The sequence below is a fragment of the Pseudorhodobacter sp. W20_MBD10_FR17 genome, from assembly GCF_052119765.1.
Lineage (GTDB): Bacteria > Pseudomonadota > Alphaproteobacteria > Rhodobacterales > Rhodobacteraceae > Pseudorhodobacter.
On sequence record NZ_JBGQOQ010000019.1, the window covers coordinates 39485 to 54681 of the forward strand.

The window sequence follows — 15197 nt, forward strand, 5'->3', positions numbered from 1 at the left end:
AGGGGCCGTCAAGAGGACAAACAGGCTTCCTGATGTTATAGGGCTACGTTAGAACCTTAATAGAACCAGCAAGGGGATGCACCAATGAAGTGGCAAGGGCGGCGCGAAAGCCGAAATATCGAAGACCGGCGCGGCCGATCAAAGAGCCGCGCTGCGGGTGGTATTGGCGGCGTCGGTTTGGTGGCCGTTTTGGTGATCGGCTATTTCCTCGGCATTGATGTCACGCCCTTACTGCAAGATCAGGGGGCCGCGCAGATGGCCCCTGCGACCGAAATGACCGCCGCAGATAAGGCCGCTGGGCAGTTCGTATCCGTCACCCTTGCCGATACCGAAGACGTTTGGGCGCAGGTGTTCAAAGATCAGCTGGGGCGCAGCTATACGCCCGCGACATTGGTTTTGTTCAAAGGTGCCACAAGTTCGCCTTGCGGCGGGGCCTCGGGGGCCTCGGGGCCGTTTTACTGCCCGGGGGATAAAAAGGCGTATCTGGATACCGACTTCTTTGTCACGCTTGAGCGGCAGTTGGGGGCCAAGGGCGATTTCGCGGCAGCTTATGTTGTCGCGCATGAGATCGCGCATCATGTCCAAGATGAGTTGGGCATCCTGTCGCAGGCCAATGAGGTGCGCGCTCAAGTCTCCCAAGCCGACAGCAACGCCATCTCGGTGCGAATCGAGCTTCAGGCCGATTGTTTTGCAGGTATCTGGGCGCGGGCCGCGCAAGAAAAATTCAACTCGATTGAGCGGGGCGACCTTGAAGAGGCTGTGAATGCGGCCCGTAAAATCGGCGATGACACATTGCAACGCAACGCCGGGCAATATCCCAACCCGCACAGCTTTACCCATGGCACATCCGAGCAAAGATCGCGCTGGTTTGTGACCGGATATCAATCGGGTAAGCTTGGATCTTGCGATACTTTCTCGACAAATACGCTTTAATCAAAAAAGTATACGACAAGCGATTGACGCGGCGCAAAAGGCGCGTTACATCGCTCGCACTGGGCCCGAGTGGCGGAATGGTAGACGCAGGGGATTCAAAATCCCCCGCTTCACGGCGTGGGGGTTCGAGTCCCTCCTCGGGCACCAGTTTGATTTCATTGCATATTTTTAATGCTGGAGCATATATGGCGCGCAGTGATGTTGTGGTAGGTTCCCACTCATGTTCCCACATTCCCTTTTCGTTCTGGATTCGGACCGTTTGACAATTATTTAGTCGGTCTGGTAGGTGTTGCTAAAGCGTAGTCGATCGTGAGTGCCCGCCAAGGCATCTACAAAGTGCGACAGGTCCGACGTTAAGTCTTGGTTTTACCCCTGAGAAAGGGTGTCTAGGAAAGGGTACTGCGGAGGGATGGCGAGTTGAGAAAAACAATCGATAGAATAAGCGCATTTGGCCTTGGAAACTATCTGGAAAAGAAACTCTATAATGTCTCGCCTTGGCTCTATCACCGCTTGATTTCCAATTCGGCTGGCTTCGTCCGAACGGCCTATGGCGTAGAGATGTGGGAAAATTGGGATGACTCGACGTTTCGCATGTGCTGCTTCGGGAGCCATGGGCGACAGCTTTCGGATATTGTCGCCAATCTGAAAATACCATTCCAATTTGTAGACGTTGGTGCTAACCAAGGGTTGTTTAGCCTCTTGGCTGCGCGCAACCAGAATTGCACCAAGGTTATCGCCTTCGAGCCGGTGCCCAGAACGTTTTCTCTGCTTGACGCAAATATCAACCACAACTGCGCACAAGGCAAGATTGAGCCTGTTCTGGCAGCGATATCTGGTAAGTCTGGAATGCAGGCAATAGCCGTACCCATGGGTCATAGTGGCGGCGCATCAATTGCGGCACGGTTTGATCGTGCGGCTGATCACTTTGAGATACGCACTTTATCTGCTCCGGATTTGACGGTGTTGCTCTCGGGTGCTGATGATCTTTTTGTCAAAATCGACGTTGAGGGGCATGAAGCTGTTGTGCTGGAGCAATTGTTGCAGATGGAGGCTTCACAACGGATTTCGTATGTTTACTGCGAAATTGATGTCCGATGGGTCGATTACGAGCAGATCGCCACACTGCTTAAAAACGCTGGATTGAACCGCATTTCAAAGCTGGGCAGTGGAAACCATTTCGACATTTTGGCCACGCGCGACTTTTCAGCCTGAGCAGATCGGACTGCATGGAGAACTATCGGCGCAGCCCCGCCAGCATGTGACGAAATTCACACAGTCAGTGTTGGATAACTTCCAAGTAACAACCCGCCGAAAACGACAGATTTTGGCGCGAAAATTCTGCCAGAAATCACCTGCAGTTTGGAGCTCTGTCGTTCCTCGGAGTGTTTACAGTGATCCAAATGTGGTTGGACGCTTTCCTGTGACCAGTTCGATCACCGTTTCCGCTACCTGCACCCGGTTCGCGTCTTGGTCAAATTTTTCCACTTTGTCAAAGAACAGGCTGTCGATAAGGCCTGTATGCGAGCGGTCGATCAGCGCGCCGTAGTTTGCCTCAAGGACAGTGTGATCAACACCTCGCGCGGCCACGTCCGCCAGATTGATCCCCTCACGGAAGGGCGTCGCCCCTGAAAGGGACCGATACCATGCGCCACCAAAGGTTACTGCGGGTACGCCTGACAAAAGACCTTCCCAGCCCGCTGTTCCTGCAACTGTAGCCACCAGCTTTGCTTTTGCCACAAGCGCCTGAGACGATGTATGGGAGGGCACCAGCCTGACATTGGCCATCCTTGATAGTCTGTGAAAATACAGCGGCCCGCGTGCATACGCCCCTTGGCGTGGGTTTTCCTTTACATAGACCAGCCAGTCCTCGGGCATTGAACGCGCCACGGCCTCGATCATCAACACCTGATCGCGATAGCGTCCGCCGAGTGTCGAGGCCGACATCTCGGGCTGATTGTGCATCGGGACGTAGACGAAGGGGCGGTCCAGATCGATGTGTCCGCGTTCGTATTCTGCAAGGTGCTCATAATAGGCGAGCGCATTCGTGTGGAAGAAGTCGGCATAGGGATCGCGCCAGTCGGGGAGCGATTCATAGATCGCCGAAATCCTGCGCAGCATTGTTAGCAGATAGCTTGGCTGTAAAAGCCTTTTCGGTTCGTAGCGCGCAACGTATTTTAGAAATTGGAATATTGCAGCAGAAGAGATTTTACCGGTCTGCCCGGGTTGTTGCCATTTTTTGTCCATGAAGAACAGGTCCGGTAACTTGCCTTTTTGCAGTGGAATCGGCGCAGCAGTGGTTTGTGCTGCGTCAAAGCAACCGTAGTCCTCTATCGACCCAGAAGAGAAATAGCGGTCGTTGAACAGGCCTTGTTGGTTCATTACCAGCGTCTTGATGCCAAGGCTGCGCGCGACTTGATACAGGACTGTGTCATAGCCCAGATGCGGCACCATAAAGAACACCGCATGGGTGATCTTTTCCTCGATCATCCGCCGCGCCATCACGTCAGTCAGGATGTAATAATAATCGAGATAATCCTGCAAGTTTACGAGATTATGGGAGTTGTACCGGTAGGTCGGGCTCATACGTTGAAAATGGTCGATTGCCATCGTTGCCATCTCATGGAATTCGGGTGACGCCAGCAGCGCGGCATTCGCCCCAGTATGCGTGCTGTCTCTCATCAGCCCATTGTGCAGCCGCTCGTGGCGAGGGTCACGCTTCATTGTCGTTATGCCGCGAGCAAAAATGTCTGCTCCGCGGTCACCAGCGGTCAGTGCTACAGTTACCTCACCCTCACTCTGCTTTTCGATTTCTTTCAGAAAATCGAGTCTATATTGCCCTCGGACATCACAAAGAAGTCGCACCATTGCATGCACCTTTTCCAAATCAGAACCTCGTGAAGACTATCCCACTTTCAAAAGCGATGGACAAGGAGCGGAACGAAACCTAATATCGCGTTTAAATTCTGGAGGGCCCATGACCGAACAACGAGTTATCCTGTCGATGAAGTGGGGAACCCTGTATTCGGCGCTTTACGTCAACGTGCTGCATCGCGCCTGCCGTGACCATCTGAAGGGGGAATTCCGCTTCGTGTGCCTGACGGATGATGCGTCGGGCCTCGAGCCGAGGATCGAGGCGTTTCCGATCCCGAATATAGGCTGCACGCCAGAGCATTATCGTCGGGGCGCATGGCCGAAAATCTCAGTGTTCACCAGCGCGCTGCACGGGTTAGCGGGCAGAGCGCTGTTTATTGATCTGGATGTGGTTATCCTGGACGACATTGAGCCGTTCTTTACCGTGCAAGGCCCACTGTTCGGGGTAGGTGGTGGGCCTGACTGGCGACATGGCCGCGTGCCAGTCGCGCCGACGCTAAACACCTCAGTGTTCGGCTTTAACTTGGGCGAACAAGTGGATATTTCTGATGCATTCACCGCCGCGCCGGATGCAGCTTCGGCCCAATATGGTAACGAGCAGCAATTCGTCGAGGGCACCGCACGCGATTGGGCGCCTTGGCCCGATCCATGGGTAATCTCCTACAAGCGCCACGTACGCCGTAAGTCGCTGTTAGCGCCTTTGCTCGGCCCTCATCCTGTACCTCAGGGCGCGCGAATTGTCGCTTTCCACGGCAAGCCTAACCCGCAGGATTTTGTTACCGAAAGCTTTGGGCGGGGCTACCGTTGGATCGGCGATTACTGGCGCAAATACTCCGACGGATAATCTAAAGCCCGATGCGTGAGGTCACGCTCGCGCGAAACGCGGCAGTGGCTTCGCGGCAAAGTCCTAGCATCTCGTCGCTGGCTTGAGCACGGCCAAGTTGTGCTTGCCAGTTTGCAGGGGTTGCGTAGCCCGGTGCGACCCTGAACTTGCTGAATTTGTTGGAAAATGGGAGGCATAGAACCTTGCGGCCCAACAGCAGCGCCCAATAGGTCCCATGGTAAGAGTTGGTCACAACCACCTGACCAGAGGCGATATGGCGGATCGTCTCTGCAAAACTTGGGTTGTTGTTTTCAAGCACCGGCACGCCGTCGGGGCGGGGCAGGTCCGCTTTGCGCGAACGCCAGTGATGCAGATACAAGACGACATCATGTCTCGGGGCAGGCGGGGCATCGAAAGCAGGCGACACGCAAGTGACACATGGAGCGAAGGGAAAGCGGTTGTCGCCCCAGTCACGCGATCCAATCAGGTGCATGGCGCGGAAGGCGCGCCAGTATCGGAGTGAAATCGGAAATTTCTGGAGAGTGCTTACCCCCCAGGCTATCCGCGTCTTTGCGGCATAATCTTCTGGACCCAGCATTTTTGCGAGGCCCCCCATGATCTTACCACCGCCATAGATCACAGCATCGGCGCGCGGTGTGGGACAGGCGAGATCGACCGCTTTTCCATTTGCAGCAAGCTCGGGGTAGTAGTCAAACGGGCTGCACACCGCATCTCCGAGGTTTGTCGTGTCGCGGTGGTGTTTGAAGATTAGATCAGTCATCTGCTCAATCCTTGCGTCGCGAGAGCGGGCCAGTATGGCCGGGTAACGCGCCAGTTTTGACAAGGTAGAAAAAGCGGCGGAAGTAATTTGCTGCCTTGAGCCGATAATGTGGCAGGCGCTTATACCATTTGAATTTGCGTACCTTCGCAAAGCCGGTGCCGGTGATGGTCGAGACATTGCCGTCGTCTGGATGTGAAGCGAAGGGCTCGAGACCGCGCTGGCGATAGCCGTGTACAAAGAAGCGGTTCAGCTCGTGGTCGCAGGCACGCGTCTGTGGCCGCAGGCCGGGCAGAAGCCGCGCAGCGACATCACGCTTGATCAGATAACAGGCATTGCCGGTAAACGGCCCGACATAGGCATTAAGCCGGTATCGCCCTAGCGTGCCTTGAGTCACCGGCAGCTTGGCACGGATCGCGTTGAAACGAACCAGATCCCAGTGGTCTCGGCCTTCGATCGCCGTTGCGAGAGATTCGATGAAATCCTCGTGAAAGACCACGTCATCCTCAAGTATTAGAGCTATCTCGTGGTCAGACTCGATGAGCGCGTCCCAAACCGCCAGATGCGAGGCATAGACGCCAAGCTTTCCCGGTAGCAGCGAGCTTCCCATGTTGCGCCGATAGGCGATTTCATCGGCGCCAGACAGGAGTTCATTTTCCCGGGCTTTACCATCGACGGCCTCGAATAGCTGCCAACGAAGGCCCAACACTTTCAATTGAATTTCCATCGCTGCGCGGCGTTGCTCATCGCGGGGCAGATTGATCAGCCAAATCCCTAGATCTTTGATTTGCATTTGAGTGCCTTTTTAGCGTCTCGGATTTTCCGCGCCTGCCAAGCATCTATGGCTTGCCAAGCAAAATTATGGTGGAGTGCGCCATGTTCAGAAGCTTTTTGAGCCTATTCACTCGCAAAGCTTTTCGTGACCCGTTTCCTCTCTAGAGTCAAGTTGTTGAACTCTCTTTCAGGATAAGTGGTCGAAGGGGAGCATGGTACTCTGCCCAATCGGTGAACCTGTATTTCAATAAATCAGTTTGCCATTAAATCCCAGCTGGAAAGCGTGCGGTCGGCTGATGGCGGATTGGCGAAGTCATCGAGGCTGTCCGTTCGGCTAGCGCGCTGGGCCATGACGGTGCTCGATGTGTGCTCAGAGGCGTTTTACGTCCATGCCCAGGCAGGAAAGCTACACTCGGCCTTTCCAGTGTGCGCTATCGGTTTTAATGGGACGCGCTGTTAACTCTATGGCTTTGATTGGGTGCGTTTTCGTTTTCAGCACATATCTAAGAAGTCTATTCATTCATCGATATTTGCGTAATCGACAACCTGCGCCTTAAGCTCATGCAAAGTATGTTGCATTGGTTTTGGCAAGTCACCTGCAGCCACTGCTCGAAGGTATGCGCGGTGCATGTTTTGAAACAGCGGTTTTGGGGTGCGCTTTATAAAATTTAAGCCGAAAGCTCATCGCGGGTAATCCTAACTTGCCTCTGTTTCATAGAGATTTGTCCAAGAGGAGGTACTTTCTTTTTCCATTTTTCTCAAGCGCCCAATGCTTGTTTAAGTGGCTCTTGAGCTGGTTTCGATCGTTTGCTGCAATATGCGGTGTTGGACTGACCTGTTCCCCTGTTCGCGGTTTTTCTGATATGTTCTCGGGAAGGGATTTGGTTGTGTATTCGAAAACCTTCTATTCGTGGGTCAAATCCTCCGTTTCACGGCGCAGCAGTTCGAGTCTTTGTCTCGGGCACCATTAAGGCTTGCTTTGTCTTTAGCCGGTTTGCGTGGTGGACGATTCGGCGCTTTGCCTGTCGGCTGTTCAGGATTTCCCTTTTTTTGCTGCTAAATTGTGCGATTTGATTGCGCGCCGGGGCAATCGCTTTGCCGCGGTGGCAGCTTTGATGAAAAGCTTTCGAAATGGTTAATCAACGATTCCTCGGGATGCTTGTGGCCGATTTTGAAACAATAGAGGCTGGGATGCCTCTGCTTTGCCTGTGATTCATGGCTGGTTCGCAGTGCACCCTCTTTCAGGCAGGTTGATAGTCATTTATTTGGAAACAATCGAAGTCTGACAGCTTACCTGAAATCGGTGGCGGCCTTGCTCGTTTTGGCTAAGCCAAATCAATAACCCGAGAATTGTGCTTTCAAGAATGCGCTGTTTATTGTATTAAAAGTTGTCTTATCTCGGTAGGGCAAGGCCGTGGGGGCGGTCGATATGAGTGGTTGCTGTGCTGCATATAGCTGTACAAATCGCGTAGTGGATGCTGCTTTTAGGTAAGGTATTCTTATCTTAAAAATGGTGCGGGTTTTACGCGTGTCGATTTTGTATTGCTGTATCACTTCCTCACTCCATCGGACGGGCTTCGTAGTGACGTAGAGACCGGGTTTTCGGTTCGCGTTGATCTTGCGGCCGCTGATGGCTGTTGCTGATGGGGCGACTTAGGTTTCGACCTAGGGGCTTTGTTGATTTGAGGAATGTGTACGATGCCAGTATTTGCGCTTTATAATTTCGACGACGCAGGCACAGTTGCCGCAGACTCGGCTCTGCTCAATGGTGCAGAAGATGGAAATTATACGGATGGGGCGTCTTCGGTCGATGGCAGGGCAGTGTTGGATGGCATCAACGATAAGGTCAAAATCTATCCCGACTCTAATTTCCAGCTTCCGCGCGGCACGCTAGAGATTCAATTCTCGCAGACCCAGCAAGTTGGCAACACACCAAACACTGTTTTGTCGCGGGATTCCGTGGGCGAAAATGCTGGCGGCTATCGTATAGAGGTGATGCCAGACGGTTCGGTTTTGATTTCGCATGAATCTGCTGGCGATACGACAACCTTCCAAACGGACCCCGGTTTTGTGAACTCAGGCGATGAGATTAACGTCGTCTACTCATGGGATGTGACAAGCGGTGGTTCGGTTCAAATTAGCAATTTGACGACCAGCGATAGCTTTCAAGACAATGTTCCTGCGGGCTTGACGATGGACCAAGGCCCGATCAGCCAGCCATGGATGGTTGGCGCGGGGCAGTCATTGTCTGATCCCTATATGTTGAACAACCTTAACAATTATTTTGAAGGTTCGGTTGAGATGTTTTCGTTGTCGGATACTGTCGACAACCCTGTGGGCATTCCAACCGCCAACCCAGACGATGCCGAGACCGATGAAGATACGCGCATTGACGTGATCCCCGTCTTGGCAAATGACACCGACCCGAATGGCGATACTTTGTCTGTGACGGGCACACCGACTGCCGAGCATGGCACGGTTGGGGTGAATTCGGACGGCACGTTGAACTACACGCCGGATGCGGATTTTACCGGCACGGACACGATCACCTATACAATCACCGACACAAGCGGCAACGAGTCGACCAGCACTGTAACGGTGACGGTCAACCCGGTGAATGACGGGCCTGTTGCGGTGGATGACGCCCAGACGGGGACCTTTAACCAACCCACCGTGATTGACTTGATCGGTAACGACACCGATGTCGACAATCTGAATTCCGAGCTTTCGATTTCAGGAACGCCTACCTCGGCCGATGGGACGATTGTGGTGAACGCCGATGGCCGCAGCATCACGTTCACGCCCAATGACGGTTTTGTGGGTAACGCAACCATTGACTACACGGTAACCGATCCGGATGGCCTTACCGACAGTGGTGTGGCGGTTGTGACCTTTGCGGACCCGAACCGCGACGGTATTGTGCGCGGTACCGATGATGCCAATTTGATTGATACCAATTACATCGACCCCTTCGATGCTGACCGTGTTGATGCCGAAGATGCGATCCGCCCCGGTGATGCGCCCAATGACGATGTTATTCGCGCCGAAGGGGGAGATGACACGGTTTACGCTGGCCTTGGCAATGACACGGTCTTTGCCGGCCTTGGCGATGATTTGGTTTATGGCGGTGTTGGCAACGATGATCTGCGCGGCGGCGAAGGGGCGGACACGCTCTATGGCGGTGACGGTTCCGACACTGTTTATGGCCAGCAGGGCAATGACTATATCAACACATCCGCAACCCAGCCTATTCCAGACATCGATTATCCGGGCGTTTACCCCGCCGATACCGATCCAAACAATGACCGCGACTTGGTTTTTGGCGGCTTGGGCAATGACACGATTATCACCGGTGATGACGCTGATACGATCTTTGGCGACGGCGGTAATGACTCGATTAATGCGGGCATAGATGCCGACCTTGTTTATGGCGGTTCTGGCGATGATACCATTGTCGGCAGCGAAGGCGCGGACACGATCTTTGGCGATTCTGGCAATGACCTTATCTATGGTGGCCTTGACAGTGTTATCGGGGATGCATTGGATTTGCCGGATGCGATTGATCTGCGTCCGCTGAACAACCGCGATTTGCTTGACGGTGGCTCTGGCAACGATACGATCTATGGCCGCGACGACAACGACACGCTGATCGGTGGTGACGGCAATGATTTGCTGTTCGGTGGCGTTGATAATGATTTTCTCAACGGCGACGATGGTGACGACACGCTGCACGGCGATGAGGGCGACGATGTCTTGGTCGGCGGAGATGGCAATGACGTGCTTTATGGCGGGCCGGGCGTTGATAGCATGTTCGGCGGCGCAGACCGTGACACGTTCATTATAGCAGAAGGTGAAGGCGCGGGTGACGTCGTCTACGGTGGCGAAGAAGGCGACGATTTCGACCGTTTGGTTATTCAAGGCCCGCGTGACAGCTACCGCGTGGTCGTAACGGGGCCGGATAGTGACGGCAACGGCATTGATGGCCGTGTCGAGTATCTGGATGCGGGCGGTGCCGTTACAGGCGTCCTGAACTTTGAGAATATCGAGCAGGTTGTGCCTTGCTTTACGCCCGGTACTTTGATTGCAACGCCCAAAGGCGAGGTGCCTGTCGAAAGTCTGAAAGCCGGTGATCGGATTATCACCCGTGACAACGGCATTCAGGAACTGCGCTGGATTGGTCAGCGCAAGTTTGACTGGGCGCATCTGATCGCCAATCAACATCTGCGCCCGATCATGGTGCGCCGTGGCAGCCTTGGAAACGGTTTGCCAGAGCGTGATATGATGCTGTCACCCAACCACCGTGTTCTGGTGTCGAACGATCGCACCGCGCTGTATTTTGACGAGAGAGAGGTTTTGGTTGCAGCCAAGCACCTGATCGGGGGTAAGGGCATCTTCGAGGTTGAAAGCATCGGCACGACCTATATTCATTTGATGTTTGATCAGCACGAAGTTGTGTTGTCTGATGGCGCATGGACCGAAAGCTTCCAGCCGGGCGATTATACCCTGCAAGGTATGGGCAACGCGCAGCGCAGCGAAATCCTAGAGCTTTTCCCCGAGCTGAACACAGCGAAAGGGTTGGAAAACTATGGTGCCGCGCGGCGCACCCTGAAAAAATACGAGGCGCGGCTTTTGGTTGGCTAAAACCAAAGCCGTTTGCGGTCTTTAGAGGCTAAAGGCTTGAAATCGAAAAAAGGGGCTTTGGCCCCTTTGGTTTTTAAATAGGCGGGTCCAATTTTAAATAATACGGGCCCAAAGTGTTATTTGTTTTGTGTTAGATGCTTATAAAAGCATCAGTTTTTTCGTTTGCCATAGCTTTGCCCTAACATTGCCGCCGTTTACGGTCACAGCAAAGAGAAGAATAATGCACCGTTTCTGGTGAAAATGAATTTGGTTAGCGTGGGGTCGTATGTCTTATAATCTAAATTGGCAAAGTGTCGGAGCGAATGGCAGCTATTCGTTTTTTGACGGCTTAGACACGATTAGCATGACGATTTCGACAACGACCAACACAAGTGGCAAAACAGCAAGCGCCATGACTGTCGGCAGCCCGGCGGCCCCCGGTCTGTGGGTTAGCGGTCTAACCGATCCCGTTACCAGCACGCTTAGCTTCGATGCCCCCGTCTCAAATTTCAGTTTTGAAATCTATGATCTCGATTCAAAGGTGAATGGTTGGGACGATAGGATTACGGTTTTGGTGACCGATGCGCAGGGAAATGTTAAGGCGGTAAACTTTGGTGACCTTGCAGCAGACCCTTATCATTCCAATTCTGGAAATGAGCTGAATGCAGATGGTAATTTTAGTACAGGCATCGAAACCGTTGGCGCTGCCGATAGCGTAAACATCTCGATCGCCGGGCCGATTTCGAAAATTCAATTCATTTTCGACAATGGCGAAAGCTTTGCGACAAGCGGTGCGTTTGGCGTTGGCAATATGACGTTTGATAATGCCACTCTTGATTATATCGTTGAGGGGACTGCGGGTGATGATCTGATTGATGATGCCTATGTGCTTGATCCTGAAGGCGACCGCGTTGATGCCAGTGATGCTGCCGATGGATCCAATGATGACTACATTCTTGCAGGGGCGGGGAACGACAGCGTCAATGCAGGTTTGGGCAATGACTCGGTTGTTGGCGGGTCCGGTAATGACACGCTGAACGGTCAAGACGGTGATGACACGTTGGTCGGGGATTATGAGACTGATTCTACCGATGCCGTGCGTGGCAACGCTGTTGCCGGTCCGGGCGGGGATGACGCGCTTTACGGCGGCTTGGGCAAAGACTCGCTTTATGGCGGGTCGGGCAATGACAGCCTTTACGGCGGTGATGGCGATGACAGCCTGTTGGGCGGCCACGGCAACGACCTGCTATATGGTGGCGAGGGCAATGATGACCTTGAGGGTCTTTATGGCGACGATACCATTTATGGCGGCGCTGGGGACGACCACGTCTTTGGCCGCGATGGTGCCGATCTGATCTATGGCGGCGACGGGGCAGATACCCTGATCGGGTCCATCGGCATCGACACGCTGTATGGTGGCGATGGCAATGACCTAATCGCAGGCAGCCAAGGCAGCGATCTGATCTATGGCGGCGCAGGTAACGACCTTGTCTTTATTGGTGTGCCCGCCCCGGGCGATATTGCCTATGACAATGAAGGCAGCATCTATCTGGACGAAGGCAACGACTACCTTGATGGCGGCGATGCCACGCTAAAATTTGATGCCTATGGCGGTGACGGCAATGACATTATGCGCGCCGGTGTCGGGGATGACACGCTGTTTGGCGGTGCCGATAGTGACCAGATTTTTGCAGGCGCCGGCAATGACCAGATAAGCGGCGATGCGGGCAATGATTATATCGAAGGGCAGGCGGGCGACGATACAATCCATCTGGCCGATGGGTTTGGCACCGACACGATTGTAGGTGGCGAAACCACTGAAACCAACGGTGATACGTTAGACGCCAGCGCGATGACTGTTGATGCGGTGTTAGATCTAAGCGCAGGTGACGCCGCCAACCCCGAAGATGGCACTCTGACAGCCGCGACCGGCGATATCGCCAACTTCACGGAAATTGAGAATTTCCGTCTGGGTTCAGGCAATGACAGCGTTATCGGTTCCTCCGGCGATGATGTGGTTGCCACAGGGGCAGGGGCCGATACTGTTGATGGTGGCGCAGGCAACGATACGTTCGATCTGGGTGCTGCGGATAACGCTGTCGATTTTGTTGTGCTGTCCGATGGGGATGGCAGCGACACCATCACCAACTTTGAAACGCCGATCGATAATGGCGACGGCACCTTTGCGGGCCGCGACCAGCTGGACGTGTCTGACCTGTCCTCAGACGGTGGCACAACGCCGGTCACCACTGCCGATGTTGTCGTGACAGATAGCAATGGGGACGGAACGGGCGATGCGATCCTGACGTTTTCTGGCGGTGAAAGCATTACGCTGGTGGGCGTTTTGGCCAGTGAGGTCGATAGCCCTGCTGAACTGGAAGCGATTGGCATTCCGGCCGCCCCCGCAGCGCCGCTGAACTATATTGTCGAAGGCACGACAGGCGATGACCTTATCGACATTGCCTATACGGGCGACCCACAAGGCGACATGATCGATGCCGGTGATAACCTTGCGGGCAATAATGATGATGTCGTGTTGGCCGGTGCCGGAAATGATACCGTTTATGGCGCAGATGGCGATGACAGCATCAAGGGCCAAGACGGCGCGGATCAGCTGTTTGGCGGCGCTGGCAACGACACTCTGATCGGTGGCGATGATGCCGACAGCCTGTTTGGCGGCGATGACCGTGATGTGTTCTTTGGTGGCATCGGCGATGTGATTGACGGCGGCGAAGGCGGCGACGACTTTGACACGCTGGACTTGTCCAGCCTTGGCGGCGCGGCGATGACAAACGTCATCTATGGCGGTGGCAATAACGAGTCTGGCACGGTTGAGGTGCTGGATGGCGCGGGCGCTGTTGCGGGGTCTTTTGCGTTTTCAAATATCGAAAGCGTTATTCCGTGCTTTACGCCCGGCACGACAATCCTAACCAATCGTGGTGAGGTTCTGGTCGAAGATCTTTGCGAAGGCGACCGTGTTTTGACTCGTGATAATGGCTATCAACCCATTCGCTGGGTTGGCATGCGCAACGTGTCTGGCGCAGAACTGGCGGCACAACCCAGTTTTAACCCGATCTGTATCACGGCGGGTGCCCTGGGCGCTGGGCTACCGGAAAGCGATATGACTGTTTCACCGCAGCACCGTATGCTGTTGTCAGGGTCGCGGGCCGAAATGATGTTTGGCGAGGCCGAGGTTTTGGTTGCCGCTGTGCATCTGGTGAATGACAAAACGATCACACAAATACGCCCGCAGTCCGTGACCTATATTCACCTGCTATTCGACCACCATGAGATCATTTGCGGCGATGGGGCATGGACAGAAAGCTTCCAACCCGGCGATAAAAGTTTGAAAGGCATGAAAAGCCCGCAGCGTGATGAAGTCTTGGCGCTTTTTCCAGCGCTTGCACAGGGGGCTGCGTACCCAGCCGCACGGTTGACGTTGAAGTCCTATGAGGCAAAAGCCTTATTCGGTGCCTGAGATAGCATCCGTCCTTGGTGGTGCTTTTCAGGTCCGATGATTGAGGCTTTGCGCGTTGCGCCATCTTGCCCAATCCTCGGGGGTGTCCAGATCGGTTGTGGCGCGCTGACCGGGCAAAGCCACGTGCCGGATGCGGTCTGCATAGGTTTCTAGCACCGTTTTGGCGCCGGTATCGCCCTGTAATGCCAGCACGTCTGCCCGCACCCAAACCGGAAAGATGACGGGATGCCCCGCGGTGCCGTTCTCATCCGTCGCGCGATATATGAAATCTGGCGCCACGGAATAGGCTTTGATCATCGTGCAGAGGTCTTGGCATCCAATTTCGGGCATATCGGCCAATAGCACCAAAACATCACGGCCTGGATCAATTTCCGCAAGGCCCGCCCGCAACGATGCGCTTATTTCGCCGCTGACCATCACGGTATCAACGGCCAAGCCTTGCAAAATGTCACGGCGCGCTGGCTGCCCCTGCGCCACGGTCACCACAACCGGCAAGCCCGTGCCAAGCGCTGCCAAAGCCACTTGGCGCAAAAGCGGCATACCGTTCACCGCCTCTAACAGCTTATCCGTGCCGCGCATGCGCGATGATGCCCCTGCCGCCAAAATCAAAATGCTAAGGCGCAAACGGGGCAGCGCCTGCAATGATACCACCGGTCCCGTCATTCTTGCCCTTCGCCATAGCATCTATCCCGCGCTCAATTAACGTAAACTGGAAGAACATAAAAAACCAAGGCCGCAAATTGACCATTGTATTCTATTGCTTCCTGCCTTTATGGTCGAAACACGCGGCCCAAGTTCTTTCAGAATAGGGCCAGCGCCACAGTTTTATACCAAGGCGCGTTGGACGGACAGGTCGTTCGTCGATGCTTGCCAAAGGTGGATCAATGGCCGCAAGGCCTCTTATTTGCCCGTTAAGTCAC

At 54.2% G+C, this 15197-nt stretch carries 9 protein-coding genes and 1 tRNA gene; 6 read left to right on the top strand and 4 right to left on the bottom strand.

What is annotated here, in order from left to right; translation table 11 throughout:
• Window positions 1-84 precede the first annotated feature (84 nt).
• The 3 genes from ypfJ (at window position 85) to ACEN2J_RS13410 (ending at window position 2145) form a co-directional block, all read left to right on the top strand.
• On the top strand, window positions 85-933 hold the full coding sequence (ypfJ, locus tag ACEN2J_RS13400) for a KPN_02809 family neutral zinc metallopeptidase (protein ID WP_442106575.1): 849 nt from the start codon (window positions 85-87) through the stop codon (window positions 931-933).
• 63 nt (window positions 934-996) lie between these two features.
• Window positions 997-1080 (top strand) — tRNA-Leu (locus ACEN2J_RS13405).
• A 270-nt stretch (window positions 1081-1350) separates the two neighbouring features.
• Window positions 1351-2145, top strand: a complete 795-nt coding sequence (locus tag ACEN2J_RS13410) for an FkbM family methyltransferase (RefSeq protein ID WP_442106577.1) — start codon at window positions 1351-1353, stop codon at window positions 2143-2145.
• A 174-nt stretch (window positions 2146-2319) separates the two neighbouring features.
• Here the strand turns inward: ACEN2J_RS13410 and ACEN2J_RS13415 are convergent, their stop codons facing one another.
• Window positions 2320-3798 (bottom strand): capsular polysaccharide export protein, LipB/KpsS family, encoded by a 1479-nt coding sequence (locus tag ACEN2J_RS13415; RefSeq protein ID WP_442106579.1) that lies wholly within the window; start codon window positions 3796-3798, stop codon window positions 2320-2322.
• A gap of 109 nt (window positions 3799-3907) precedes the next feature.
• Between ACEN2J_RS13415 and ACEN2J_RS13420 the strand changes: the two genes are divergently transcribed.
• Window positions 3908-4648 (top strand): hypothetical protein, encoded by a 741-nt coding sequence (locus ACEN2J_RS13420; RefSeq protein ID WP_442106580.1) that lies wholly within the window; start codon window positions 3908-3910, stop codon window positions 4646-4648.
• Window position 4649: 1 nt separating this feature from the next.
• On the opposite strand, the gene ACEN2J_RS13425 is transcribed toward ACEN2J_RS13420, so the two are convergent.
• Window positions 4650-5408 (bottom strand): hypothetical protein, encoded by a 759-nt coding sequence (locus ACEN2J_RS13425; protein WP_442106582.1) that lies wholly within the window; start codon window positions 5406-5408, stop codon window positions 4650-4652.
• A 4-nt stretch (window positions 5409-5412) separates the two neighbouring features.
• Window positions 5413-6198, bottom strand: coding sequence for a glycosyltransferase family 25 protein (locus tag ACEN2J_RS13430; RefSeq protein WP_442106584.1), 786 nt, complete (start codon window positions 6196-6198; stop codon window positions 5413-5415).
• Between the two features lie 1679 nt (window positions 6199-7877).
• Here ACEN2J_RS13430 and ACEN2J_RS13435 point away from each other — a divergent pair.
• Together ACEN2J_RS13435 and ACEN2J_RS13440 are read left to right on the top strand one after the other, a co-directional pair.
• Entirely contained in the window at window positions 7878-10820 is a 2943-nt protein-coding gene (locus tag ACEN2J_RS13435) for a Hint domain-containing protein (protein WP_442106586.1), read from the top strand.
• 343 nt (window positions 10821-11163) lie between these two features.
• A complete protein-coding gene (locus ACEN2J_RS13440) occupies window positions 11164-14277 on the top strand; it encodes a Hint domain-containing protein (RefSeq protein ID WP_442106588.1) in 3114 nt (1037 codons plus the stop codon).
• A 27-nt stretch (window positions 14278-14304) separates the two neighbouring features.
• Here the strand turns inward: ACEN2J_RS13440 and ACEN2J_RS13445 are convergent, their stop codons facing one another.
• The gene (locus tag ACEN2J_RS13445) at window positions 14305-14940 is read right to left on the bottom strand and encodes a nucleotidyltransferase family protein (RefSeq protein WP_442106589.1); all 636 of its coding nucleotides are present in this window, start codon (window positions 14938-14940) and stop codon (window positions 14305-14307) included.
• Between the last annotated feature and the right edge of the window lie 257 nt (window positions 14941-15197).

Bases quoted from the DNA above. Each gene is read 5' to 3' on its own strand.
- ypfJ (WP_442106575.1), top strand. From the start codon at position 85: ATGAAGTGGCAAGGGCGGCGCGAAAGCCGAAATATCGAAGACCGGCGC.
- ACEN2J_RS13415 (WP_442106579.1), bottom strand. From the start codon at position 3,798: ATGGTGCGACTTCTTTGTGATGTCCGAGGGCAATATAGACTCGATTTT.
- ACEN2J_RS13420 (WP_442106580.1), top strand. From the start codon at position 3,908: ATGACCGAACAACGAGTTATCCTGTCGATGAAGTGGGGAACCCTGTAT.
- ACEN2J_RS13425 (WP_442106582.1), bottom strand. From the start codon at position 5,408: ATGACTGATCTAATCTTCAAACACCACCGCGACACGACAAACCTCGGA.
- ACEN2J_RS13430 (WP_442106584.1), bottom strand. From the start codon at position 6,198: ATGCAAATCAAAGATCTAGGGATTTGGCTGATCAATCTGCCCCGCGAT.
- ACEN2J_RS13435 (WP_442106586.1), top strand. From the start codon at position 7,878: ATGCCAGTATTTGCGCTTTATAATTTCGACGACGCAGGCACAGTTGCC.
- ACEN2J_RS13440 (WP_442106588.1), top strand. From the start codon at position 11,164: ATGACGATTTCGACAACGACCAACACAAGTGGCAAAACAGCAAGCGCC.
- ACEN2J_RS13445 (WP_442106589.1), bottom strand. From the start codon at position 14,940: ATGACGGGACCGGTGGTATCATTGCAGGCGCTGCCCCGTTTGCGCCTT.